At 73.6% G+C, this 25,207-nt stretch carries 21 protein-coding genes; 6 read left to right on the forward strand and 15 right to left on the reverse strand.

What is annotated here, in order from left to right:
• Positions 1–362: 362 nt before the first annotated feature.
• From uvrC to rsgA, 4 genes are all read right to left on the reverse strand, one after another.
• The gene (gene uvrC / locus O7613_RS16105) at positions 363–2,306 is read right to left on the reverse strand and encodes an excinuclease ABC subunit UvrC (RefSeq protein WP_281587579.1); all 1,944 of its coding nucleotides are present in this window, start codon (positions 2,304–2,306) and stop codon (positions 363–365) included.
• Between the two features lie 82 nt (positions 2,307–2,388).
• Positions 2,389–2,874 (reverse strand): Rieske (2Fe-2S) protein, encoded by a 486-nt coding sequence (locus tag O7613_RS16110; RefSeq protein ID WP_282289196.1) that lies wholly within the window; start codon positions 2,872–2,874, stop codon positions 2,389–2,391.
• 163 nt (positions 2,875–3,037) lie between these two features.
• Complete coding sequence (gene uvrA / locus O7613_RS16115; protein ID WP_282289197.1) at positions 3,038–5,980, reverse strand: excinuclease ABC subunit UvrA; 2,943 nt, start codon at positions 5,978–5,980, stop codon at positions 3,038–3,040.
• A 131-nt stretch (positions 5,981–6,111) separates the two neighbouring features.
• Entirely contained in the window at positions 6,112–7,191 is a 1,080-nt protein-coding gene (rsgA, locus tag O7613_RS16120) for a ribosome small subunit-dependent GTPase A (RefSeq protein ID WP_282289198.1), read from the reverse strand.
• 183 nt (positions 7,192–7,374) lie between these two features.
• Here rsgA and O7613_RS16125 point away from each other — a divergent pair, with 183 nt between their 5' ends.
• Together O7613_RS16125 and O7613_RS16130 are read left to right on the forward strand one after the other, a co-directional pair.
• Positions 7,375–8,091 (forward strand): maleylpyruvate isomerase family mycothiol-dependent enzyme, encoded by a 717-nt coding sequence (locus O7613_RS16125; RefSeq protein ID WP_281587575.1) that lies wholly within the window; start codon positions 7,375–7,377, stop codon positions 8,089–8,091.
• 8 nt (positions 8,092–8,099) lie between these two features.
• On the forward strand, positions 8,100–8,753 hold the full coding sequence (locus O7613_RS16130; RefSeq protein WP_281587574.1) for an MBL fold metallo-hydrolase: 654 nt from the start codon (positions 8,100–8,102) through the stop codon (positions 8,751–8,753).
• A 45-nt stretch (positions 8,754–8,798) separates the two neighbouring features.
• Here the strand turns inward: O7613_RS16130 and O7613_RS16135 are convergent, their stop codons facing one another.
• Together O7613_RS16135 and O7613_RS16140 are read right to left on the reverse strand one after the other, a co-directional pair.
• Positions 8,799–9,407: a VTT domain-containing protein gene (locus tag O7613_RS16135; RefSeq protein WP_282289199.1), complete on the reverse strand. Its 609-nt coding sequence runs from the start codon at positions 9,405–9,407 to the stop codon at positions 8,799–8,801.
• Between the two features lie 89 nt (positions 9,408–9,496).
• The gene (locus O7613_RS16140) at positions 9,497–10,171 is read right to left on the reverse strand and encodes a 50S ribosomal protein L11 methyltransferase (RefSeq protein ID WP_281587572.1); all 675 of its coding nucleotides are present in this window, start codon (positions 10,169–10,171) and stop codon (positions 9,497–9,499) included.
• A gap of 178 nt (positions 10,172–10,349) precedes the next feature.
• Between O7613_RS16140 and O7613_RS16145 the strand changes: the two genes are divergently transcribed.
• Positions 10,350–10,553, forward strand: a complete 204-nt coding sequence (locus O7613_RS16145) for a cold-shock protein (protein WP_281587571.1) — start codon at positions 10,350–10,352, stop codon at positions 10,551–10,553.
• A 55-nt stretch (positions 10,554–10,608) separates the two neighbouring features.
• Here the strand turns inward: O7613_RS16145 and O7613_RS16150 are convergent, their stop codons facing one another.
• From O7613_RS16150 to O7613_RS16170, 5 genes are all read right to left on the reverse strand, one after another.
• Complete coding sequence (locus O7613_RS16150) at positions 10,609–11,916, reverse strand: MFS transporter (RefSeq protein WP_282289200.1); 1,308 nt, start codon at positions 11,914–11,916, stop codon at positions 10,609–10,611.
• Positions 11,913–12,488: a metalloregulator ArsR/SmtB family transcription factor gene (locus O7613_RS16155; protein ID WP_282289201.1), complete on the reverse strand. Its 576-nt coding sequence runs from the start codon at positions 12,486–12,488 to the stop codon at positions 11,913–11,915. Before O7613_RS16155 ends, O7613_RS16150 begins: the two co-directional genes overlap by 4 nt.
• Before the next feature lie 93 nt (positions 12,489–12,581).
• Positions 12,582–13,490, reverse strand: coding sequence for a hypothetical protein (locus O7613_RS16160; RefSeq protein WP_282289202.1), 909 nt, complete (start codon positions 13,488–13,490; stop codon positions 12,582–12,584).
• Positions 13,491–13,662: 172 nt separating this feature from the next.
• Entirely contained in the window at positions 13,663–15,321 is a 1,659-nt protein-coding gene (locus O7613_RS16165) for a CocE/NonD family hydrolase (RefSeq protein ID WP_282294552.1), read from the reverse strand.
• A complete protein-coding gene (locus O7613_RS16170; RefSeq protein WP_282289203.1) occupies positions 15,318–15,833 on the reverse strand; it encodes a MarR family transcriptional regulator in 516 nt (171 codons plus the stop codon). The genes O7613_RS16165 and O7613_RS16170 overlap by 4 nt, the downstream gene beginning before the upstream one ends.
• A 120-nt stretch (positions 15,834–15,953) precedes the next feature.
• Here O7613_RS16170 and O7613_RS16175 point away from each other — a divergent pair, with 120 nt between their 5' ends.
• Positions 15,954–18,098: an efflux RND transporter permease subunit gene (locus O7613_RS16175; RefSeq protein ID WP_282289204.1), complete on the forward strand. Its 2,145-nt coding sequence runs from the start codon at positions 15,954–15,956 to the stop codon at positions 18,096–18,098.
• A 50-nt stretch (positions 18,099–18,148) separates the two neighbouring features.
• Here O7613_RS16175 and O7613_RS16180 read toward each other — a convergent pair whose 3' ends face one another.
• Together O7613_RS16180 and O7613_RS16185 are read right to left on the reverse strand one after the other, a co-directional pair.
• Positions 18,149–19,051 (reverse strand): transglycosylase SLT domain-containing protein, encoded by a 903-nt coding sequence (locus O7613_RS16180; protein ID WP_282289205.1) that lies wholly within the window; start codon positions 19,049–19,051, stop codon positions 18,149–18,151.
• A gap of 30 nt (positions 19,052–19,081) precedes the next feature.
• Positions 19,082–20,608, reverse strand: a complete 1,527-nt coding sequence (locus tag O7613_RS16185; RefSeq protein WP_282289206.1) for a DedA family protein — start codon at positions 20,606–20,608, stop codon at positions 19,082–19,084.
• A 131-nt stretch (positions 20,609–20,739) separates the two neighbouring features.
• On the opposite strand from O7613_RS16185, the gene typA reads away from it, so the two are divergent.
• Entirely contained in the window at positions 20,740–22,605 is a 1,866-nt protein-coding gene (gene typA, locus O7613_RS16190; RefSeq protein ID WP_282289207.1) for a translational GTPase TypA, read from the forward strand.
• A 172-nt stretch (positions 22,606–22,777) separates the two neighbouring features.
• On the opposite strand, the gene O7613_RS16195 is transcribed toward typA, so the two are convergent.
• Positions 22,778–23,443, reverse strand: coding sequence for a class I SAM-dependent methyltransferase (locus O7613_RS16195; protein ID WP_281587563.1), 666 nt, complete (start codon positions 23,441–23,443; stop codon positions 22,778–22,780).
• Between the two features lie 74 nt (positions 23,444–23,517).
• On the opposite strand from O7613_RS16195, the gene O7613_RS16200 reads away from it, so the two are divergent.
• Positions 23,518–24,384, forward strand: a complete 867-nt coding sequence (locus O7613_RS16200; protein WP_282289208.1) for a serine hydrolase — start codon at positions 23,518–23,520, stop codon at positions 24,382–24,384.
• A 3-nt stretch (positions 24,385–24,387) separates the two neighbouring features.
• Here O7613_RS16200 and O7613_RS16205 read toward each other — a convergent pair whose 3' ends face one another.
• On the reverse strand, positions 24,388–25,185 hold the full coding sequence (locus O7613_RS16205) for a tyrosine-protein phosphatase (protein ID WP_282289209.1): 798 nt from the start codon (positions 25,183–25,185) through the stop codon (positions 24,388–24,390).
• Between the last annotated feature and the right edge of the window lie 22 nt (positions 25,186–25,207).

Raw genomic sequence — 25,207 nt, forward strand, 5'->3', positions numbered from 1 at the left:
GAGGTGGCGGCATCCCAGCGTGCCCAACCCCGCCACCTCGCCGAAGTGGAGTCGATCAAAGGGCACTCGGTCAGCCGCGCTTCCGGGAGCGGAGAATCGCCCAGATCCCGCCGACGACAGCCACCGCGGTCGGTAGGAGACAACAGATCGCCAGGACGGACACGTGCCACGGTTTGATCGCTCCCATACGCCGGAAGGATAGGCGGCACTCTCCAGCGCCACGAGCCCCACGGCCCCGACATGACTCACCGCCACGGCGCTGACGTGGTCCGTGGGCGAACGGACAGCCACCACGATCGTGCGCCCCGACCGTCCCGCCCCCGGGAGCGGACGGGCAGGTCAGGAGGAACGGGCGGGGCAGCTCAGGAGGAAGCGGCCGGGGTGGGATCGGCGCCGTCGAGGGCGGCGAGGATCGCCTCGGCGGTGCGCCGGCCCACGCCGGGCACCTCGGTGATCTCCTCCACCGTCGCCGTGGACAGCCGCTTCAGCGAGCCGAAGTGCCGCAGGAGCGCCTTGCGACGGACCTCACCGAGGCCGGGCACGTTGTCGAGCGCCGACTCGGTCATCCGCTTCGAGCGCCGCTGGCGGTGGAATGTGATGGCGAAACGGTGCGCCTCGTCGCGGACCCGTTGCAGCAGGTAGAGCGCCTCGGAGGTGCGCGGCAGGATGACCGGGTAGTCGTCGTCGGGCAACCAGACCTCCTCCAGCCGCTTGGCCAGCCCGCACAGCGCCACGTCGTCGACACCCAGCTCGGCCAGGGCCTTCGCGGCGGCGGCCACCTGGGGCGGGCCGCCGTCGACCACCACCAACTGCGGCGGGTACGCGAACCGGCGCGGACGCCCGGTGGTCGGGTCGATGCCGGGGCGGTCGGGGTCGGCGGCGGTCTCCTCGCCCAGCTCCCCGGTCTCGGCGCGGGCGTCGAGGTAACGGGCGAACCGCCGGCGCAGCACCTCGGACATGGCGGAGAGGTCGTCGGTGGCGCCCCGCACGATGAACCGGCGGTATTCGCTCTTGCGGGGCAGCCCGTCCTCGAACACGACCATGCTGGCGACCACGTCGGTGCCCTGGATCTGGGACACGTCGTAACACTCGATGCGCAGCGGCGAGGTGCGCATGGCCAGCGCGTCGGCGATCTCGTCGAGGGCCTGGCCTCGGGTGGTCAGGTCGCCGGCGCGCTTGAGCTTGTGCCGGGCCAGCGCGTCCTTCGCGTTGCGCTCGACGGTCTCCAGCAGCGAACGCTTGTCGCCACGCTGCGGCACCCGCAGCGACACCCGGCTGCCCCGCCGGTCGGAAAGCCAGTCGGCGAGCGCCTCGGCGTCGCCGGGCAGCTCGGGCACGAGAAGCTCGCGCGGGACGTCGGCCTCGCCCTGCTCGCCGCCGTAGACCTGGGTGCAGAAATGGTGCACGAGGTCGCCGGTGGTCAGCTCCTCGGTCTTCTCCACCACCCAGCCGCGCTGGCCACGGACCCGGCCGCCACGGACGTGGAAGACCTGCACCGCGGCTTCGAGCGGATCGTCGGCGAACGCGACCACGTCGGCGTCGGTGCCGTCGCCGAGCACCACGGTCTGCTTCTCCATCGCCCGGCGCAGCGCGGCCACGTCGTCGCGCAGCCGAGCGGCCCGCTCGAACTCCAACTGCTCGCTGGCGTCGAGCATGTCCTTCTCGAGCCGGCGGACCATGGTGTCGGTGCGGCCGGCCATGAAGTCGCAGAAGCCGTTGACGATCTCCCGGTGCCGCTCGGCGGTGACGGTGCCGACGCACGGCGCCGAGCACTTGCCGATGTAGCCGAGCAGGCAGGGCCGACCGACCTGACCGGCCCGCTTGAACACCCCGGAGGAGCAGGTGCGCGCCGGGAACACCCGCAGCAGGAGGTCGAGCGTCTCGCGGATGGCCCAGGCGTGCGAGTAGGGGCCGAAGTAGCGCACCCCCTTGCGCTTGGCGCCGCGCATCACCTGCAACCGCGGGTATTCCTCGTCGAGGGTGACCGCGAGGTAGGGGTAGGACTTGTCGTCGCGGTAGCGGACGTTGAACCTCGGATCGTACTGCTTGATCCAGGTGTATTCCTGCTGGAGCGCCTCCACCTCGGTGGCGACGGTGATCCAGTCGACCGACTCGGCGGTGAAGACCATCTGCCGGGTGCGCTGGTGCAGGTTGACCGGGTCGGCGAAGTAGGAGTTGAGCCGGCTGCGCAGGTTGCGCGCCTTGCCCACGTAGATCACCCGGCCGGTGCCGTCGCGGAAGCGGTAGACCCCTGGCGACTCCGGGATGGTGCCGGTCGCGGGACGGTAGGTCGAGGGGTCAGCCACCCCGCAAGCGTAGTCCGCACCCCCGACACCGACCGCCGCCGCGCCCTCGCCCGCACCCGGCGGACGAGGGCGGCGCGTCCGGTCAGGCGAGGGTGATCTGGTCGCCCTCGACCTTGATCTGCTTGGCGGCGAGCGGCCTGGTGGCCGGGCCACCCTTCACCGCGCCGTCGGTGATCGAGAACCTGCTGTTGTGGCACGTGCAGTTGATCGTGCCGCCGTCGACGTTCGACACCGGGCACCCCTGGTGGGTGCAGATCGGGTCGAAGGCTTTGAACTGCCCGGCTTCGGGCTGGGTGATGACGATGCCCTGGCTGGCGTACACCGTGCCGCCGCCGACCGGGATGTCGGCGGTGCGGGCCAGCGGACCGCTGCTGTCCCGGTTGCCACCGCCGGCGTCGCCGGTCGCGGTGGCGCTCGGCGGGCCTGCGCTGGTCGGGGCGAGACCCGGGGTCGCGTCGTCGTCACCGCAGCCCGCGAGCACCACCGCCGCGCCGACCGCGCCGGCGCCCGCGAGCAGCGCCCGGCGGCTCTGGGTGACCCGCCCGGTCAACGCCTGATCATCACTCATCTCCGGCCTTCCTCTCGGCTGTCGCCACCGTTCATGATCCGTGGCCACACTGTGTTACACGCGCCAGGGTGGGGGTCCGGTTCATACCGGGGCGTCACGGAACGGGTAAAAATCCACCTACGCGGACGGCGCCGGTCCCCCGGCCCGCCCGCGTACGCGTCGGTCAGCGCGCCCCCGCCGGCACCTTGCGGGCCCGCGACTTCGTGGCGCCGTTGGCCTTGGCCGCCCGGGTGGTGGCCGCCTTGGCGCCCTTGGCCTCGCCGGCGAGCTTGAGGATCGGCCGCAGGAACTCGCCGGTGTGGCTCTCCGGCACCTCGGCGACCTCCTCCGGGGTGCCGGTGGCGAGCACCGTGCCGCCCCGGTGGCCACCCTCGGGCCCCATGTCGATCAGCCAGTCGGCCGTCTTGATCACGTCGAGGTTGTGCTCGATGGTGATCACCGTGTTGCCCTTGTCGACCAGGCCCTCCAGCACCATCAGCAGCTTGCGGATGTCCTCGAAGTGCAGGCCGGTGGTGGGTTCGTCGAGCACGTAGACCGTGCGGCCGGTGGACCGCTTCTGCAACTCGGAGGCGAGCTTGACGCGCTGCGCCTCACCGCCGGACAGCGTCGGCGCGGGCTGGCCGAGCCGCACGTAGCCCAGGCCGACGTCGACGAGCGTCTTCAGGTGCCGGTGGATGGCCGGGATGGCGGAGAAGAAGTCGGCCGCCTCCTCGATCGGCATGTCCAGCACCTCGGCGACGGTGCGACCCTTGTAGTGCACCTCGAGCGTCTCGCGGTTGTAACGCGCGCCCTTGCACACCTCGCAGGGGACGTAGACGTCCGGCAGGAAGTTCATCTCGATCTTGATGGTGCCGTCACCGGAGCACGCCTCGCAGCGCCCGCCCTTGACGTTGAACGAGAACCGGCCCGGGCCGTACCCCCGGACCTTGGCCTCGGTGGTCTCGGCGAAGAGCTTGCGGACGTGGTCCCAGACCCCGGTGTAGGTGGCCGGGTTGGAGCGCGGGGTGCGCCCGATCGGCGACTGGTCCACGCCGACGACCTTGTCCACGTGCTCCAGGCCGGTGATCCGGGTGTGCCGGCCGGGCACCAGCCGGGCGCCGTTGATCTGGTTGGCCAGCACCGTGTAGAGGATGTCGTTGACGAGCGTGGACTTGCCCGAGCCGCTGACCCCGGTGACCGCGATGAGCTGGCCGAGCGGGAAGCCCACGGTGAGGTTGCGCAGGTTGTGCTCGCGGGCGCCGTGCACCACCAACTCCCGGCCCGGCGTCTGCGGCCGGCGGGTGGCCGGCGTCGGGATGGCCTTGCGCCCGGCCAGGTAGGCCCCGGTGACCGACTCGTCGTTGTCGAGCAGCGCCGGCACCGAGCCGCTGTGCACGATCTTGCCGCCGTGCTCGCCCGCGCCGGGACCGATGTCGACGATCCAGTCGGCCACCCGGATGGTGTCCTCGTCGTGCTCGACCACGATCAGCGTGTTGCCCAGGCCGCGCAGCCGTAGCAGCGTCTCGATCAGCCGGTGGTTGTCGCGCTGGTGCAGGCCGATCGAGGGCTCGTCGAGCACGTAGAGCACGCCGACCAGGCCGGAGCCGATCTGGGTGGCGAGCCGGATGCGCTGCGCCTCGCCGCCGGAGAGCGTGCCCGCCGGCCGGTCCAGGGAGAGGTAGTCCAGGCCGACGTCGAGCAGGAACTTCAGCCGGGCGTTGATCTCTTTGAGCACGCGCTCGGCGATCATCTTCTGCCGGTCGGTCAGCTCGATGCCCGCGAGCAGGTCGGCGGCCTCGCCGACGGAGAGGTTGCAGACCTCGGCGATGCTCCGGCCGGCCAGGGTGACCGCGAGCACCTCCGGCTTGAGCCGGGCGCCGCCGCAGGCCGCGCAGGGCACGTCGCGCATGTAGCCCTCGTACTTGTCGCGGGACCACTCCGACTCGGTGTCGGTGTGCCGGCGCTCGATCCACTGCACCACGCCCTCGAAGCCGGTGTAGTAGGAACGCTCGCGGCCGTACTTGTTGCGGTAGCGCACGTGCACCTGGTCGTCGGAGCCGTGCAGGATCGTCTTCTGCGCCCGCGACGGCAGCGCCCGCCACGGCGTGTCGACGTCGAAGTGCTCGGCCTCGCCGAGCGCCTCCAGCAGGCGCAGGAAGTATTCCAGATTGTGCCCGGTGGCCCAGGGCTGGATCGCGCCCTCGCGCAGCGTGCGCTCCGGGTCGGGAATGACCAGCTCGGGGTCGACCTCCTTCTTGGTGCCCAGGCCGGTGCACTCCGGGCAGGCGCCGTAGGGCGCGTTGAAGGAGAACACCCGGGGTTCCAGGTCCTCGATCGCGAGCGGGTGGTCGTTCGGGCAGGCCAGGTGCTCGGAGTAGCGGCGCTCGCGGGCCGGGTCGTCCTCCGGCAGGTCGACGAAGTCGAGCAGCACCAGGCCGCTGGAGAGGCCGAGCGCGGCCTCGACCGAGTCGGTCAGCCGCTGCTTGGCGCTCGCCTTGACGCTGAGCCGGTCGATGACCACCTCGATGGTGTGCTTCTCCTGCTTCTTGAGCTTCGGCGGCTCGGTCAGCGGGTGCACCACGCCGTCGACCCGGGCCCGGGCGTAGCCCTTGGCCTGCAACTCGGCGAAGAGGTCGACGTATTCGCCCTTGCGGCCACGCACCACCGGCGCGAGCACCATGAACCTGGTGCCCTCGGGCATGGCGAGCACCCGGTCGACGATCTGCTGCGGGCTCTGCCTGGAGATCCGCTCGCCGCAGACCGGGCAGTGCGGCTCGCCGATGCGGGCGAAGAGCAGGCGCAGGTAGTCGTAGACCTCGGTGATGGTGCCGACGGTGGAGCGCGGGTTGCGGGAGGTGGACTTCTGGTCGATGGAGACGGCGGGGCTGAGCCCCTCGATGAAGTCGACGTCGGGCTTGTCCATCTGGCCGAGGAACTGCCGGGCGTACGACGACAGCGACTCGACGTAGCGGCGCTGCCCCTCGGCGAAGATGGTGTCGAACGCCAGGCTCGACTTGCCCGAACCGGAGAGCCCGGTGAAGACGATCAGGGCGTCCCGGGGCAGGTCGAGACTGACGTCACGCAGGTTGTGCTCGCGCGCGCCACGGATGATCAGACGGTCGGCCACGGTACGGGTGCTCCCGGAAGAAGAATATGAGGCTAAGTCCGTTTTTATGAGTTGCCGGGGCGCAGGAAAAGCGCCCCGGCAACTCTAGCCCCGAGGTGTGACAACTTCCGTCGCGCGCACATTCCCCCAGCTCAGAGCGTGCCGGGAGCGGGCGGGGTCGCCGGGCGTCCGGCCCGCCGCCGCCCGCCCCGCCAGCCGCCCCGCCGCTCGGCGGCCAGCCGGGACGCGCGCCGCCCGCCCTCGTACGCGATTTCCCGCTGGAGCCGACGCCAGCTCTCCCAGCGCCGCGCCGGCAGCTCGCCCCGGTCCACCGCGTCCCGCACCGCGCAGGCCGGCTCGGCGTCGTGCGCGCAGTCGGCGTACCGGCAGCCGGTGGCCAGCTCGGCGATGTCGGCGAAGGCCCGGTCCAGGCCGGCGGCGCCGTCCAGCAGGCCGACCGCCCGTACGCCCGGGGTGTCCAGCACCGCTCCCCCGCCCGGCAGCGGCACCAGCGCCCGCCAGGTGGTGGTGTGCCGGCCCTTGCCGTCGACCCGGCGGATCGCCTGGGTGGGCATCACGTCGGCCCCGGCCAGCGCGTTGACCAGGCTCGACTTGCCGGCGCCGGAGGGGCCGAGCAGGCCAAGCGTGCGCCCCGGCGCGACGTGCCGGCGCAGCGGCGCCAGGCCGGTGCCCCGCTCGGCGCTGACCGGCAGCACCGGCACCCCGGGGGCCAGCTCGGCCAGTTGCCGGGCCACGGCGGCCGGGTCGGCGGCCAGGTCGGCCTTGGTGAGCACCACGAGCGGCTCGGCGCCGGACTCGTGGACCAGCGAGAGCAGCCGCTCGATCCGGGCGGCGTCCGGCGTCGGGTGCACCGGCTCGACCACCGCGGCGGCGTCGAGGTTGGCGGCCAGCACCTGGCCGCTGGCGTCCTTGCCGGCGGTGCGCCGCACCAGCGCGGTGCGCCGCGGCAGCACCGCCTCCACGGTGACCGGGCCGTCCGGCCAGGTGGCCAGGAGCACCCAGTCGCCGGCGCACGGCAACGCGGTCAGGTCGCGGGCCGCGGCGGCGAGCACGCCGCCGCCGAGGCTGGCCCGCACCGGCCCCTCCGGGCGCAGCACGGTGCACACGCCCCGGTCCACCCGGGCCACCCGCCCGGGTCGGTGGTCGGCGCGTCGGTCGAGGTGGTCCGCCCAGTCGGCGTCCCAGCCGAGGGCGGTCAGATCGAGGGTCATGGTGTCCTCATCGGTGTCGTCGGGGTGAAGGGCGGAACACGCGCGCTGCGTCCGGCATGCTCACCACCTCCCTCCCGACGCCGCGACCGAAGCCGTCGGCCCCGACGGTAAGGGGCGCGTCGACGCGCCGAAAGCGATTTCCCCGGCAGCGGGGCGGATCCCGGCCCGCTAGGGTCAGACCCGATGACGACTGATCCGCTGCTGTTGACCGGCGAGCTGGCCGAGGCGAACGACCGGCTGCTGCGTACCGTCTCCGGCCTGACCGCCGCGCAGGTCGCGGCGCCGTCGCTGCTGCCGGGGTGGAGCCGCGCGCATGTGCTCACCCACCTGGCCCGCAACGCCGACGGGTTCGTCAACCTGCTCACCGCCGCGCGCACCGGCGAGCCGATCCCGATGTACGCCTCGGTCGAGGCGCGTAACGCCGACATCGAGGCGGGCGCCGGGCGGGGCCCGGCGGACCTTTTGGACGATCTGCGTCGCAGCGGCCAGCGCTTCGACGCGGCGGTGGCGGAGATGCCGGTGGCGGCGTGGGGCGCGACCGTGCAGACCCGGCGCGGTCCGTGGCCGGCGGCGCTGCTGGTCTGGGGTCGGTTGCGCGAGATCGAGGTGCACCACGTCGACCTGGCGGCCGGCTACCGGCCGGCGGACTGGCCGGAGGCGTTCGCCAGGCGGCTGCTGCACGAGGTGACGACCGGGCTGGCCGGCGACCCGGCCGCGCCGGCCATGGTGCTGCGCGTCGACGGCGCCGCGCACGAACTCGTCGTGGGCGACCCCGAGGGGGCGCCCACGGTCACCGGCCCCGCGCCGGAACTCGCCGCCTGGCTGACCGGCCGGGGCGACGGCGAGCTGCTCACCGTCGATCCCGACGGCCCCCTGCCGAACCCACCGGAATGGATCTGAACGTCGTCATGACCTACACCGGAGACGTCACGCCCGGCGGTCCGCCGGCCGTGCGCGAGCTCGACCGGCTCACCGTCACCAAGCTGTCGGTGGGCCCGATGGACAACAACGCCTATCTGCTGCGCTGCCGGGCCACCGGCGAGCAGGCGCTCATCGACGCCGCCAACGAGGCGCCCCGCCTGCTGGAGCTGATCGGCGACGGCGGGCTCGCCACGGTGGTGACCACCCACCGGCACATGGACCACTGGGTCGCGCTGGAGGAGGTGGTCGCCAAGACCGGCGCCCGCGCGCTCGTGCACGCCGACGACGCCGAGGGCCTGCCGATCGACGCCGAGCCGCTGCGCGAGGGCGACACCGTGCCGGTCGGCGACTGCGCGCTCGAGGTGATCCACGTGCGCGGGCACACCCCGGGGTCGATCGCGCTGCTCTACCGCGACCCGGCCGGCGGGCCGCACCTCTTCACCGGTGACTCCCTCTTTCCCGGCGGCGTGGGCAACACCGACCAGGATCCGGAGCGGTTCGGCCAGCTCATCGACGACGTCGAGGCCAAGCTCTTCGGCCGGCTGCCGGACGAGACCTGGTTCTACCCGGGGCACGGCAAGGACAGCACGCTCGGCGCCGAGCGGCCGTCGGTGCCGCAGTGGCGGGCGCGCGGCTGGTGAGCGCGCCGGGTCCGGCCTCCCCCGTGGCGGCCGGACCCGGCCCGGTCAGCCGGTCACCGCGCGCAGCCGGCGCCGGGTGCCGAGCAACACCGGGCCGGCGAGCAGCAGCCCGACCGCCATGGTGAGCACCGTCGGGTCGGGCGCGCCGGGCAGCAGACCGGTGAGCGTCCGCGCGGCCAGCCCGAGCGCCACGTAGAGCCCGGCCCACGCGGTGGCGCCCAGCGCCGCGCAGGTGACGAACCGCCGGTACGGCATCCGCAGCCCGCCGGCGGCGAGCGGCAGCAGCGCGTTGAACACCGGCAGGAACGGCGCCACCAGGACGATCCGGCCGCCGCCTCGATGCAGCAGCGTCTCGGCGGCGGCCCAGCGGGACTCGCCGATCCAGGCGCCCAGCCGGCCGCTACGCAGCCGCGCGCCCCAGTGTCGCCCGGCGAGGAAGCTCAACGACCAGCCGGCCAGGCAGCCGGCCACCACCGCCGCGACGGCCGCCGCGCCACCGGCGGGACGGCCCGCGCCGACCGCGGCGAGCACCGCCGCGTCGCCGGGGACCAGCACCCCGAGCAGGGGCACGGCGTCGGCGAGCATCACCACGCCCAGCAGGCCCATCAGCAGTGTGGTGGGCAACTGCCCGAACTGGGCGAGGAGATCGGTCATGACTGCACGCTAGGGCCGGCCGGCCACCCGGCGCATCGGGCGTGATCCCCCACCGACCCCGGAGATCGCATCCGGAGGATCCCCGAGGGTCAGCGGGGGCGCAGCACCTGCACCCGACGCACCGGGGTGTCCACCGCGGGCTCGGTGGTGGGCACCGGATAGTTGGCCACCACCTCCAGCCCGTCCGGCGGCAGGTGCCCGCGGTCCGGGTCGCCGACCAGCACCTCGACGCCCCGGTCCGCGCAGCGCCGCAGGCAGGGCAGCACCCGCGCGGCCAACTCCGCGTCGTAGAGGGCGTCGCCGGCCACCAGCAGGTCGACCGGGGGCACGCCGTCGAGCAGGTCCTGGCCGTCGGCGCTCACGGTCACCCGGTTCACCCGGGCGTTGACGGTGACGGCGGCCAGCGCGTACGGGTCGATGTCGTTCGCGACCACCTGGTCGGCGCCGGCGAGCGCGGCGGCGATGGCGACCAACCCCGAGCCGGCGCCCAGGTCGAGCACCCGCCGCCCGGCGGCCAGCCGGGGGTGGTCGAGCAGGTGGCGGGCCAGCGCCTGCCCACCGGCCCAGACGGAGGCCCAGTACGGCGGCGGGAGCGACCGACCGGCGGCGGCCTCCATCCGCGCCCACCACAGGATGGCGTCCTCGGCCAGGTGCAGCCGCACCTCGGGCACGAACGGCGTGCTCACCAGCCGTAGGCGGTCCGGGCCGGCGCCGGGCGCGGTGATCTCCCGTTCGAGGTCGGCCAGCGCCGTCGTTGTGCTCATCGGGGCAAGCATGCCCCGGCCCACCGCGTGTCGGGGGCATTTCCGGCTCCGAGGTATTCACGAGCCACGCCGGCACTTCCGCCAGCGGATCCGGGCGCGGGCGGTTACTGTTCAGGAGGTACAGGGGCGATCACCGGCCGCGGGCCGGTGCTCACCCGCATTGAACAGGGAGAGACGCATGGCAAGCGGCACGGTCAAGTGGTTCAACTCGGAAAAGGGCTTCGGCTTCATCGAGCAGGACGGCGGAGGCCCGGACGTCTTCGTCCACTACTCGGCCATCCAGAGCGGCGGATACCGCGAGCTGAACGAGGGCCAGAAGGTCGAGTTCGAGGTGACGCAGGGCCAGAAGGGCCCGCAGGCGGACAACGTCCGCCCGATGTGATGTGACAACGTGCCGGTGGCGGCGGTCGGGCTCCGACCGTCGCCGCAGCGCGTTCTCAGGCGGGTGCCGCCGGCAGGTCACGCCGCCGGCGTAGCGGCCCCAGCAGCAGGATCAGCGGGGTGAGTGCGAGCCACGCCGTCATCAGCCGGATCGCGCCCGCCGGCCCCCAGCCGGCGCCCAGCGCGCCGGCCAGCAGCGCGGCGAGCGGGATGGTGCCGTAGTTGAGCAACTGCATGCTCACGGTGACCCGGCCGAGCAGGTGGTGCGGCGTGTAGGTCTGCCGGAAGCTGCCCTTGACCACGTTGCCGATCGCGACGCCCAGGCTGACCAGCACCCCGCCGAGCACCAACCAGGCCACCCGCGCGCCGGGGCCGGCGAGCGGGATCAGCAGCGCGGGCGGGCCGGTGAGCGCGCCGGCGAGCAGCAGGACGCGCGCGGTGCCGAGCCGGCGGGCGAGCCGGGCGGCAAGCGCCGCGCCGACGACGCCACCGAGGCTGGCCAGGCCGATCAGCAGGCCGACCAGCCCGGCTGGCAGGTGCGCCGAGCGGACCAGGAAGACCACGAGGACCGCCTGGTAGCCGGTGAGCCCGATGTTGCTGGCCGCGCCGAAGACGGTCAGCACCCGCAGGTACGGATCCCGGGTGACGAAGCGCAGCCCGTCGGCCACCTCCCGGCGCATCGAGGTCGACACGGCGGGACGCGCCGGTCGGGGTTCGACGGCGCGGATCCGGTGCAGGCACAGCGCGGACGCCAGGAAGCTCACCGCGTCGAGCGCCACCGCGGTCACCGCGCCGGCGAGCTGGGCGATCAGACCGGCGAGCCCGGGGCCGAGCAGGTAGCTCGCGGTCTGGGTGGCGTGCAGCCGGGCGTTGGCCGGCGGCACCTGCTCCGGTGGCAGCAGGGTGGGCAGGTAGACCTGGTCGGCGGTCTCGAAGAAGACCCGGGCCAGGCCGGCCCCGAGCGCCACCACCAGCAGGTGCCCGACGGTGAGCTGGTCGAGCAGCGCGGCGGCCGGGACGCTTGCGAACAACGCGGCCCCGGTCAGGTCGGCGGCGATCATCACGGGGCGGCGGCGGACCCGGTCGACCCACGCCCCGACCGGCAGGCCGGCCACCAGCCACGGCAGCCAGGCCGCGGCGGTCAGCACCGCCACCTGGAACGTGGTGGCGTCGAGCACCGCCACGGCGACGAGCGGCAGCGCGACGGTGGTCATGTTGCTGCCCACCGCGCTGATCGTGTGGCCGGTCCAGAGACGCCGGAAGTCGTGGTGCCGGAGCAGCCCGCCGCGCGGCGGGGCGGTGGGCGCCGCGGGCGCGCCGGCCGAGGCGGTGGGCGGCGCGGGCGCGCCGGCCGGGGCGGTCACGGCCGGGCCGGGACGCCGTGGGTGAACACGAACACCGGCTCGCGCCGTTGGCCGTCGTCCGGTACCGGCCGGTCGGCCCACCGCATGAAGAGGGCGATCACCTCGCGGCTGAGTTCGGCCAGTTCCTCCGGGGTGAGGTGCAGCCAGTGGTCGGTGCTGAACGGTCCGTCGCCCCAGGCGGCACGGGCGTCGTCGGGGGCGGCGTGCCAGGCCCGCACCAGCGCGGCGTGGCGCTCCAGGTTGAGCGAGCCCGCCGCGTCGGCCACCACCCGGGTGGACGGGTCGTCGTCGAAGTCGGACTCGGACCAGCGCACGCCCCTGTTCCGTAGCTTCCACCAGCTCTCCCGGCGGTCGCGGGCCAACTCGGGCGCCTCGACCAGCAGGTCGGCGGCGGCCAGCACCCGGAGGTGGTGGCTCACGTTCGCCGGCGCCTGGTCGGTGCGCTCGGCGAGTTGGCCGACCGTGCTCGGGCCGTACACCTTGAACACGTCCATGAGGCGGCGGCGCAGCGGATGGGCGAGCGCGGCGAGCACCCGCGAGTCGGTGACCTGTCTGACCGTGGGCTGATCCATGCGGCCGAGTCTGACATTCGCAAGAGCTATTGCGCAATAGTTATTGCTGGATGCCCGCCGCCGCGACGCTGCAGTCGTCGCGGCGGGCGCGCGTCAGGCGGTGAGCCGCCGGGACAGCTCGTCGGCGACGTCCCGGGCGATCTGCGGAGGGATGGCCTCGGCGATCCGCTCCGGCGGCAGCCCGGCGAGGACGCCGGTGACGATCTGCTGCTCGTCGGTGAAGTCCTTGCCGGACAACTCGTTCACCTGCGCCACGAGCGCCGGCCATCCGCGCAGCATGGCCAGCATCTGCTGGAGCGGGGAATTGGCCGCCGGCGGGGTGATCAGGCCGGTGGTGTTGGCCGGCGAGATCAGCCAGTTCCGCAGGTTCTGCAGATCGGCGAGGACATCGCCGACGGTACGGCTCGTCGAGCCGGTGTTGCCCACGAGCTTGTCGTTCTGTTCCATCTCGTTCTCCGGTTTCGTCGGGGCGATCAGTCCGATCGCGGTGAGATAGCGGCGGAACAGCGGGGTCTGGTCCCGCCCCGCTTTGGTGGAGTCGCGGAAGAAGCTGATGTGGGTGTGGAACAGGTGGCTGCTGTCGCCGCTGGTGCGCTTGCCCAGCCGGTCCCACCGCCGCACGGTGCGGCCGTCCGCGGAGTAGATGACCTCCCGGATGTCCCGGGAGTCGGCCGAGTTCGCCGCGCACTGCGCCACCAGCCAGGTGGAAAACGTCCGCAGCGTGTGCGTGGCGCCGCCGGAACGGACCGAGAACGTGCCGACGTCGAGCGCGGAGGCGTACAGCGTCAAGCCGGAACGGTCCCGGGTGGACTCCACCACCGAGTAGTCGTTGGCGACGATCCGGTCCGAGCCGCAGTGGTAGCCGCCGCGGTGACTGGCGTCGCCGACGATGCCGACCTCCGCGGGTTCGAGATCGGCGTCCCGGACGGCGTTCTTGTCGACGTTGAGATAGGCGAGTAACAGGGTGCGGACGGCCAGCAGGTTTGCCGGGGCCGACGTCATGGCAGATCCCCTTTCCGATCGATGATCGACAAGGGCACGACAATCACGAAACGTGACGAGGTGCGATCTGCGGACGTGCCCCTGCCGGACGACTGCACAACAACGGGCACTTGCTGCGAGCCTATCCCCCATTACGGGAAAAGCCCAGCTCAGGAGCAATATTTCGCGATTATCAGACCGGTGTGGACGGCGACGACCTGAGCGGCAGCAGCAATGCCGAAGGGTGCTCGCGACCGCACAACACCTCCCGCCATCCGGCACGCAGCGTCACGGCTGTGCCGAGTGGCTCCCCGGTGCCCGGGTTGCGCGCATACCGCGGATGGGCGCCGCCGGAGACCTGCACGCGCAGCCGGTGCCCGGGCGCGAACCGGTGGGCGGTCGGCCAGAGCGCGACCGGCACCCGCACCACGCCGGACCCGTCGCGCGGAAACCGGCCCGGTTCGACGCGGACCAGGCCGTCGCAGACGTTCCAGGAGCGCCCCCGCCGGTCCACGTCGCACAGCCGCACGAACACGTCCAGGTAGGACAGCTCGCTGCGCAGGTGGATCTCGGCGTGCACCGGCCCGACCACCTCCACCGGCTCGCGTACCGGGTCGCTGGTGTAGGTCAGCACGTCCGGGCGGGACTCGACCGGACGGTTGTCCACCGCGCCGGCCCGCTGGGCGACAAGCAGTGGCCCACCGAGCGACGGGGTCGGGTCGGCCGGGTCGTACCGGATCCGGTCCGGCGCGCCGCCGCCGTCCGCCGGCCCGGGCGCCAGGCCACCACCGGGTCGCAGGTGCCAGCGGATCGGCGTGGCGGGCGGTGGCCAGTCCGGCAGGTCCCGCCAGCCGCCCCCGACGCCGCCGACGTGCACCCGCACCGGCGCGCGGGCCGGCGCGGGCCGTCCGGCCAGGTGCTCGTCGAACCAGTCCAGCCCTTCCCGCAGGGACGCCACCAGCAGCCCGGGGCTGCCGTGGGTCCACGGGCCGACGGTCAACCTCGGCCGGGCCCCGGCGGCCCGCAACCGGGCGTAGTCGTCGAGCTGGGCCGGGAGGAAGATGTCCTGCCAGCCACTGACCATGGCGACCGGCGCGCGGACCTCGGTGATCCGGTCGCCGAACACCCGGGCCCGCCAGTAGTCGGCGTCCGGCGTGTGGTGACGCAACCACTCCTGGAAGAACGGCACGGTGACCCCGGTGGCGACCCGGTCCGCCTCGGCCAGCGGCAGGTGGGTGAGCGCGCGGACGAGCCGGGGCTGGCCGCGCTTGAGCTCCCACTGCCGGGCCAGCCAGGGCACGGTCTGCGCCTGGAGCAGCTCGGCCCAGGTGAGCACCGTGTCCAGCGCGAACGACTCCCCCGCGTACGTCGAGTCGCGGGTGGCCGAGGCGGTCACCACCGCGACCATCGCGCGCAGCTCGTCGCCCGCCTCGGCGGCCACCGCCCACTGCACGAAGCCCTGGTAGCTGGCGCCGAACATGCCGAACGCCCCGGTCCACCACGGTTGGCGGCGCAGCCAGTCGAGGGTGTCCAGGCCGTCGTCGCGCTCGTGCACGAGCGGGGCGAACTCGCCGCCGGAGCCGAAGGTGCCGCGGCAGGACTGGATCACCACGTGGAAGCCCCGCTCGGCGACCAGGCGGCCGAGCAGCCGGATCGGCCCGCCCCGCCCGTACGGGGTGCGGATCAGCACGCAGGCCGCGCCCGGCAGGTCCGGCGCGTAGTGGTCGGTGCGCAACGTGGTGCCGTCGCGGACCCGCACCGGGATGTCCCGCCGGACGGCGATCCGCCCGGCGCGGGCGGCGGGCAGCCGCAGCGCCGTCGCGGCGAGCCGGGTGATCAGCCGCACGGTCAGCGGTCGCCTGGTGGTTCGGCGGTGGCGCGGGCGGCGCGCACCTCGTCCCGGTGCGCCCGCATGCTGTGCACCATCTCGCCCAGGAAGCGGTGCACCACGGCCAACTCGTCGTCGCTGAAGCCGGCCATCACCTCGTCGGTGCGGCGGCCCAGCGGGCCGAAGAAGCTCCGCGCCAGGGCGGCGCCCCGGTCGGCGTAGTGCAGGAGGATCTTGCGGCGGTCGGCGGTGTCCCGGTCGCGTCGGATGTGGCCGGCGCGTTCGAGCCGGTCGACGAGCGCGGTCACCGAGCCGGACGAGAGGTTGAGCACGTCACCGAGCCGGCCGGGGGTGATCGGGTCGCCCACCAGCTCGGCCTCCATCACCGCGATCAGGGCCTGCAGGTCGGTGGGGTTGAGCCCGTGCAGGCCGGCGAACGCGTGCCCGACGTGCTGGGCGTCCACCGAGTAGCGACGCAGGTCGTTGGTGATCTCCGCGACCATCCGCCCCCGCGGATCGTCCCGTCGCCGGTACATGCCGTGCCCCGCCACCGCTCGCCGCCACCTCTTCCCCGGTCCGGTTGCAGCATAAGCCCTTCCCGGATAATCTCGCTCATCAAGATACTCGCCCAGCGAGAAGACATGTGAGGCCCGCAGATGTCCCTGTTCACCCGCGTCGCCCGGGGCCGGTTGGCCGCCTGGCTCACCGTGGTCGCCGCCCTCGTCGTCGGCGCGGTCGTCTTCGGCCTGCCCAAGCCGGACAACCCCGAACCGGTCTCGTCCACCGGTCTGTCCGTCGAATGGCAGTCGACCCAAGTGGAACGCCTCCAGGAACAACTGCCCTCCCACGACGTCCAGCCCGCCCTGGTGGTGGTCAGCCGCGCCGACCGGGCGCCGCTGACCGGCGCCGACCGGACCGCGCTCGACGACACCGCCGGTACGCTCGGCGGCCTCGCGGTCGGCGGCCGGGTCGCACCCGCCCAGCTCTCCCCCGACGGCACCGTGGCGCTCGTCGCCGTGCCACTGTCCACCGCCGGTGGGCAGGAGGCCGTGGTCGACGAGGTGGGCAAGGTGCGCGACGCCGTCGCCGGACTGCCCGATGACCTGACCGTCGAGGTCACCGGCGGGCCGGCCTTCACCGCCGACCTGAGCCAGGTCTTCGAGGGCGCCGACACCACCCTGCTGCTGGTCACCGCCGCCGTGGTGGCGCTGCTGCTGCTCGTCACCTACCGCAGCCCGTTCCTGTGGCTGGTGCCGCTGCTGGTGGTGGCCGCGACCGAACAGATCACGCTGCGGGCCGTGGACACCATCGTGCCCGCGCTCGGCATCTACCTCCAGGCCGGCCAGGTCACCGGCATCGCCAGCGTGCTGGTCTTCGGCGCCGCCACCGACTACGCCCTGCTGCTCATCGCCCGCTACCGGGAGGAGCTGCGCCGCGAGGAGAACCGGTTCGCCGCCATGCGCGCCGCCCGGCGCCGCACCGCCGAGCCGATCCTGGCCAGCGGCGGCACGGTCGTCCTCGGCGTACTCACGCTGTTGCTGTCGGAACAGGAGACCAACCGGGCGCTCGCGGTGGCGTGCGCCACCGGCGTGGTGTTCGCGATGCTCTCCGCGCTGTTCGTGCTCCCCGCCGCGTTGGTGCTCTTCGGCCGCGGCCTGTTCTGGCCGTTCGTCCCGCGCGTCGGCGGACCCGTCCGGGAGGGCCGGCTCTGGGGCCGCCTCGGCGAGCTGGTCGCCCGCCGGCCGCTGCCGGTCGCCGTGTTGGCCACCCTGTTTCTCGCCGGCCTCGCCCTGGGCGGCCTGGGCATCCGCACCGGCCTGTCCGAGACCGAGCAGTTCCGGGCGCGGCCCGAGGCGGTCGCCGGCGCGGAGACCCTGGCCCGGGCGTTCCCGGCCGGCAGCACCCAGCCGGTCGCCGTGCTGACCAACCCGGGTGCGGCCCCGGCGGTGCTCGCCGCCGCCGACGGGGTCGACGGTGTCGCCTCGGCCCGGCCGGGCGCCGCCGGCGACCGGGTCGCCCAGGTCGACGTGGTGCTCGCCGCCGAGCCCGGCACCGCCGCCTCCGACCGCGCGGTGGTGGCGCTGCGCGACGCGGTGGCCGCCGTACCGGACTCCGCGCCACCCACGGTCGACGGCGCGGACGCCCCCGACGGCGCCCTGGTCGGCGGCGCGGTCGCCGCCACCTACGACTCGAACCAGGCCAACACCAACGACCTGCGGCTGATCCTGCCGATCATCCTGCTGCTTGTCGGCGCCGTGCTGGTGCTGCTGCTGCGCGGCCTGCTCGCGCCGCTGCTGCTGGTGCTGACCGTGATCGCGTCGTTCTTCGCCAGCCTCGGCGCGGCCTGGCTGCTCTTCGACCACGTGCTGGACTTCCCGGCGCTGGACAGCGGCGTGCTGCTGCTCGCGTTCGTGTTCCTGGTCGCGCTCGGCGTGGACTACAACATCTTCCTGGTCACGCGGGCCCGGGAGGACGCCCGCCGGACCGGCACCCGCGACGGCATGCTCTCCGCGCTGCGGGTCACCGGCGGCGTGATCACCAGCGCCGGGGTGCTGCTGGCCGCGGTCTTCGCGGTGCTGGGCGTGCTGCCGCTGATCACGCTCACCCAGATCGGCATCATCGTCTGCGTCGGCGTGCTGCTGGACACGCTGCTGGTCCGCACCGTGCTGGTGCCGGCGCTGGCGTTCCTGCTCGGCGACCGGTTCTGGTGGCCGGGACGGATCACCCGCGAGCCCGGGACGCCCGACGCGCCCGCCGGCTCGGCCGGCGCGCCGGCCGAGCCGGTCACCGCCCGGGACTGACCCGACGGCCGGGGGCGGCGGACCCGCCGCCCCCGGCCGGACCGGGCCGGTCAGAACGCGAGGCACTCGCAGGTGGTCATCAGCTCACGCACGTTGTAGACGTAGTCATCGTTCGGGATCGTCAACGGCAGCGGCTCACAGGGCGGGTGCCCGCCGTCGTCGCAGTCCGGCGCCACCTTGCCCGGGCCCACGTTGTACGCGGCGATCACCGCGTTCAGCAGGCAGGAGGTCAACGTGGGCGTGCACAGCGAGACGTCGAGCCGATAGTCCGAGCCGAAGTGCGAGTCGCCGATCTTCTTGGTCAGCCAGGCCAGGTAATTGGCGCCGAGCACCGCGTTGTCCCGGTAGTCGTCCACGTCGTAGGTCTTCTCGAACCGGTCGTTGACGAACGTCGCCGTCGGCGGCTGGACCTGCATCAGCCCGACCCCGCTGTCGCAGGCGTAGATGTTGGACTGCCAGCCGCTCTCCTGCCAGGCGGTGGCCTTCACCAGGCTGAGCGGCACCCTGATCTCCGGCGCGGACGACGGCCAGTAGGTCTTCCCGGCCGCGTCGGTCAACGCCTTCTTGACCTGAGCCCTGGTGGCCGCCGTCCCCTTGTAGTGGGGTTTGCAACCGACGACCGGCGGCTTCGGCGCGGGCGGTGCCTTGGTCTCGGTCAACGCCTTGACCGGGCGCCGGGGCGCACCGGGTCGGCCGACGGTCGGCTTCGCGGACGCCGGAGCGCTGGGGCTGGGCCGGCCGCCCATCGCCTCGACCGCCGGCGGCGCCTCGCTCGGCGCGTCGGCGGGCGCGTCGGCCGGTTCCTCCCCGGGCTCGTCGATCGGCGCGGCAGTGGGCAGATCCGCCGCCACCCCGCGCGCCGGTGGCTCGTCGCCGCCGCACCCGGTCACCGCTGTTGTCGCCAGCAACGCCACCACCGTAGCCGCGGCCAACCGGCCGACTCCTCGTCGCATCGGACCTCCCCGTGGTTCCGTCGGCGCACCCTAACAGGGATCGACGGGGCTACGGGGTCCCGGCGACGCCGGTCGGCGCTCCTCCCGCGGCCGGGGCGGACGCTCCCCGGCGACCACCGCGGGCGGACCCGCGTCGTCGCCCACCGCAGGCGGCCCGGGGTCGACGCCCGCCGCGGGCGGACCGGAGTCGACGCCCGCCGGGCCGGGCGGACCGGTGTCCTCGCCGGCCACCACCCGCTCCCGGGTCGCCCAGGCGACCACGAACACGGTGGTCCAGGCGACGCCCAGCAGCACCGAGGACACCGTGCCACTGGCCGTGCTCCAGCCCAGATAGAGCCGGGCGCCGGTGACCGCGACCACGCCCGCCGAGGCGGCCGTCCAGACGGCCACGCCGATCGGCCAGCGGGCCCCGCGCGACAGCAGCCAGGCAAGCGTGCCGAAGCTCGCCGTCACCACCACGTTCTGGGTGGGGAACAGGTCACGGACCCGGTGCGGGCCGGTCAGGTCGGCGACCACGACCAGCAACACCAGCGGCACTGCGGCACCGACCGTGCCCACCACCGACAACAGGTCCGCCCGCCACGGCCGGTCCCGCCGGGCCACCACCGCCGCCACCACGGCGACCACGGCGATGAGCACCCAGCCGCGCAGCACCGACAACGCGGCCAACGCCGCGTTAACCACCCCGGGGGTACGCCGGGCGGCGAACCAGTCGGCGATCAGCCCGTCGAGCACCCCGAGCCCGCTGTGCCGGACCACCGCCTCCAGCAACGCGGCCACCGCCAGCCCCGCGCCGAACAGCAGCGCCAGCCCCAGCGCCAGGTTGATCAGCAGCGTCCACAGCGGGCCGACCCGCATGCCGGCCAGGAAGAACAGCACCCCGTACCGGGCTCGCAGCCAGCGCAACGGCGGCACCCCGGCGGCACGCGCGGCAAGCGCCCGGGCGGGATCCGGGTTGCGCCCGAGCCACCGACCGGCGAGCACCACGCCGAGCAGGCACGCCAGCAGCACCAGCACCGCCCCGGTGGCGCGGCCCAGCAGCTCGGACACCCGCGCGTAGGACTCGCCGGCCAGATAGCCGGCGAGCACCGAAGCCCCGACCCAACCCACCACCCCGGCCAGGTTCCACGGCGCGAACCGCCGGTACGGCAACCCCGCCGCGCCGGCCAACCGGGGCGCCAGCGTGCGGGCGAAGGCGACCCAACGGGCGGCCAGCACGCCACGGCCACCCAGCCGGTCCAGCAACTCCTCGGCACGCCGCCACCGGTGCGGCCCGATCCGCGCGCCGAGCCCGGAGGCGCGCAACCGGGGGCCGTACCGCCGGCCGGCCCGGTAGGCGAGTGTGTCTCCGATCACGGCGGCGGCCACCATGACCGCAAGCGTGGGGGCGAGCCGTAGCGTCCCCGCGTACGCTAGGAAGCCGACCAGCAGCAGGGTCGCCTCGCCCGGCACCAGCAGCCCGAAGATCACCGCGGTTTCACCCGCGACGATCGTCGCGGCGACCAGGTAGATCAGCAGGGGCGGCAGCTCCTGCAGCCAGTTCAGCAGGTCAGGCATTCGGCACCCCGCACGGGAGTCAGCATGCCAGTCGCTGGAACGGTCGGCACAGCACTTTCGACACAGATCCGGGCGATCTCGGGGTGACCCCGAGGCGTGCCCCGGCAACCGCAGACAGGAGTATGGAGGGTATGCAGCTTCGCACCGACCTCCGCAACGTCGCCATCATCGCCCACGTCGACCACGGCAAGACGACCCTGGTCGACGCCATGTTGCGGCAGGCCGGCGCCTACGGCGCCCGCGGCGAGAACACCGAGCGGGTCATGGACTCGATGGACCTCGAGCGGGAAAAGGGCATCACCATCCTCGCCAAGAACACCGGCGTGCGGTACCTGCCGGCGGACGGCGACCCGGTCACCATCAACATCATCGACACCCCCGGCCACGCCGACTTCGGTGGTGAGGTCGAGCGCGGCCTGACCATGGTCGACGGCGTGGTGTTGCTCGTCGACGCCAGCGAGGGCCCGCTGCCGCAGACCCGGTTCGTGCTCCGCAAGGCGCTGCGCGCCCGGCTGCCGATCATCCTGGTGATCAACAAGGTGGACCGTCCGGACGCCCGGATCAAGGAGGTCGTGGACGACACCTACGAGCTCTTCCTCGACCTGGACGCCGACGAGGAGCAGATCGACTTCCCGATCGTCTACGCCTGCGCCCGCGACGGCATCGCCTCGCTCACCCAGCCGGCCGACGGAGCGGTGCCGGACGACAGCAGCAACCTGGAGCCGCTGTTCCGCACCCTGCTGGACACCATCCCGGCACCCGCGTACGACGAGGGCGCGCCGCTCCAGGCGCACGTCACCAACCTCGACGCCTCGCCGTTCCTGGGCCGCCTCGCGCTGTGCCGGGTCCGGCAGGGCACGATCAGCAAGGGTCAGACCGTGGCCTGGTGCCGCACCGACGGCAGCACCCAGCGGGTCCGCATCTCCGAGCTGCTGATGACCGAGGGCCTGGAGCGCAAGCCGGCCGACTCGGCCGGACCGGGCGACATCATCGCCGTCGCCGGCATCCCCGAGATCATGATCGGCGAGACGCTCGCCGACGCCGAGAACCCGATCCCGCTGCCGCTGATCACCGTGGACGAGCCGGCCATCTCGATGACCATCGGCACCAACACCTCGCCGCTCGTCGGCCGGGTCAAGGGCGCCAAGGTCACCGCGCGGATGGTCAAGGACCGGCTCGACAAGGAGCTGATCGGCAACGTGTCGCTGCGGGTGCTGCCCACCGAGCGGCCGGACGCCTGGGAGGTGCAGGGCCGCGGTGAGCTGGCCCTGGCCATCCTGGTCGAGCAGATGCGCCGCGAGTCCTACGAGCTGACCGTCGGCAAGCCGCAGGTGGTCACCAGGGAGATCGACGGCAAGACCTGCGAGCCGGTCGAGCGGCTGACCATCGACGCCCCGGAGGAATACCTCGGCGCGATCACCCAACTGCTGGCCACCCGCAAGGGCCGGATGGAGCAACTGGTCAACCACGGCACCGGCTGGATCCGGATGGAGTGGCTGGTCCCGGCGCGCGGCCTGATCGGCTTCCGCACCGAGTTCCTCACCGACACCCGCGGCACCGGCATCCTGCACCACGTCTTCGAGTCCTACGAGCCGTGGTTCGGCGAGCTGCGCACCCGCAACAACGGCTCGCTGGTGGCCGACCGGTCCGGCGCGGTCACCTCGTTCGCCATGATCAACCTCCAGGAGCGCGGCCAGCTCTTCGTCGAGCCGACCACCGAGGTGTACGAGGGCATGATCGTCGGGGAGAACTCCCGCTCCGACGACATGGACGTCAACATCACCAAGGAGAAGAAGCTCACCAACATGCGGGCCTCGACCTCCGACGAGACCGAGAAGCTGATCCCGCCGCGCAAGCTGTCGCTGGAGCAGGCGTTGGAGTTCTGCCGCGAGGACGAGTGCGTCGAGGTCACCCCGGTCGCGGTACGCATCCGCAAGGTGGTGCTGGACCAGCAGCAGCGCGGCCGGGCCGCCGCCCGCCGCAAACACGCCGGCTGACCCCACCCCGCACCACCCCAGGAGCCCGGCCCGCCCTCAGCAGGCCGGGCTCCCCCGTCCCCACCCCCGTCGATCATGAACTTAGCTGCAACTAAAGAGATCAAACCCGACGTCAACTTCATGATCGCCGCCGCAGGGCCGCGGGGCCGGGGACGGCTCGGGTGGGTGGGGGTCAGTGGGGTCTGGTGGCCTGGAGGGCCAAGATGTCGGGGACGGGACCGGAGCCGGACTCCACCACGCGGTCGAGGACCAGGCCGGCGGCGGTGACGGCGGTGAGCAGGTCGGCCAGGGGCAGGTGCCACGCGCCGACCCGGGCCCGCACACCTGTGGCGTTCCACGACCGGAACGTGCGCTCCCGCTCGGCGTACCCGCCGTCGATCACGATGCGCTCCGGGTCGGACCGGTCGGCGAACGCGCCGCAGAAGCACGGATGCAACCCGACGTGCACCAGTCGGCCGCCCGGCGCCAGCACCCGCGCCGCCTCGGCGAGCGCCACCGGATAGTCAGGCATGTCGGTGTGCGCCAGCACGCACACGGCGGCCGGCACCGCGCCGTCGGCGAGCGGCAGCGCCGTCGCGTCGGCCCGGGCCACCGGCAGCCGGGCCCGGGCGTGGCGTAGCTGCCCGCCGGACAGGTCCACGCCCACCGGCGTCCAGCCCAGCCGGCGCAGCTCGGCCGCGTGCGCCCCGGTGCCGCAGCACAGGTCCAGGCACTGCCCGGCGCCGCTGCCCAGCAGCTTCGCGAGCACCGACCGGACCCGGTCCATGTACGGCCCGGACAGGTCGGTGGCGTACTCCTCGTACCAGTCCGCGATGCCGTCGTACAGAGCCGTCGTCATTCCCGCACGCTAGCCCCGGGCACCGTGATGCCGCAGCCCCGCGCCCGCCCGGACGATCCGCTACGGTCGGGCCCATGATCTGGGACGAGCTCGACGCGCATCTCGACCAGGTGTCCGGCACCGTCTCCGCGTATGTGGGGCGTCCCGGTGCCCGGCCCACCTGGACCCGGCGGGCGGACGCCACCCACTACGCGGCCAGCACCATGAAGGTCGCCGTGCTCGTCGCGCTGCACCGGGCCGCCGAGTCCGGCCCGCTCGACCTGGACGCGCCGGTGCCGGTACGCAACACGTTCGACTCCGCCCTGCCCGGCGCGCCGTGCTTCACCAACAACCGCGACTACGACAACGACGAGGCGGTCTGGGAGCGGATCGGCGGCACCGCGCCGCTGCGCTGGCTCGCCGAACGGATGATCGTGCGCTCCAGCAACCTGGCCACCAACCTCTGCATCGGCCAGGTCGGGCTGCCCGCCGTCGCCCAGGCGTGGACGCTCGCCGGCGCCCGGCACAGCGTCACCGGCCGTGGCATCGAGGACTTCGCCGCCCGCGACGCCGGCATCGACAACCTGGTCACCGCCGCCGACCTGGCCGCCCTCCTCGGCGAGCTGGCGCTCGGCACCGACCGGCCCCGCCCGCTCGCGTCACCGGCCGGCTGCACCGCCATGCTCGACGTGCTCGTCGCCCAGGAACACCGCGAGGACCTCGCCGCCGGGCTGCCCGACGGCACCCGCATCGCGCACAAGAACGGCTGGGTACGCGGCGTCCGCCACGGCGCCGGCGTGGTGTTCCCCGACGACGCGCCGCCGTACGCGATCGTCGTGTGCACCACCACCGACCCGGCCGGCGGCGGCGCGGACCGCGGGCAGGTCGAGGACGACGCCTGCCAGTTGATCGCGCACGTCTCCGCGCGGGTGTGGGACGCCCGGCGCGACCTGGCGGGCTGATGCCTACTCCAGCACCCGTTCCCGCAACGCGGCCCGCACCTCGTCGGTCACCCCCAGGCCGTCGCCCAGGTACGCCTCGAACGACCCGTACCCCTGGCGCACCTCGTCGTACGCGGCGTCCAGGTATTCCGGGCGCACCTCCAGCAGCGGCCGGGCCGCCGCCGGGTCGAGGTCCGGCCGGCGCTTCGTCATCGCCGCCAGCAGCACTTCGCGCAGGCTCTCGGTCAGCTCGTTGTGCCGCAGGTAGTCGGCCCGGATCGCCGGCTCCGACACGCCCAGCGCGGTCAGCAGCACCACCGACAGCCAGCCGGTGCGGTCCTTGCCGGCGGAGCAGTGGAACAGCAGCGGCAGGTTCGCGTCGTCGGCGGCCAGCCGCACCGCCGCCCCGAACCCGGCCCGCGCCGGCTCCCCGCTGACGAACCAGCGGTAGATCGCGGTCATCGCCCCCGACATGCCGTCGCGGGCCAGATCCGCGTACGCGTCCAGGTCGTGTCCCTGCAACACCGCCGACACGTACGTGAACACCGGGTGGGCGGCGTCGTAGACCGGCAGGTGCACCACGCGGGGCTCACCCACCAGCCGGTCCGGCGGCGCCACCGCCTGCTCCTCGGCGGCACGCAGATCCACCACGCACGCCGGGGCGAGCTTGCCCAGCACCGGCAGGTCGTCATCGGTCAGCCGACCCAGCGCCGCGGCGCGGACGAGCCGCCCGGCACGGACCCGCCGCCCGTCGGTCGTCGGCAGCCCACCCAGGTCACGGGCGTTCGGCGCGCCCACCAGCTCCCAGTTCCGCCCGGTCATCGGCCCTCCCCTGCTCGCCGCC

It is taken from the genome of Micromonospora sp. WMMD975, from assembly GCF_029581215.1.
Classification (GTDB): domain Bacteria; phylum Actinomycetota; class Actinomycetes; order Mycobacteriales; family Micromonosporaceae; genus Micromonospora.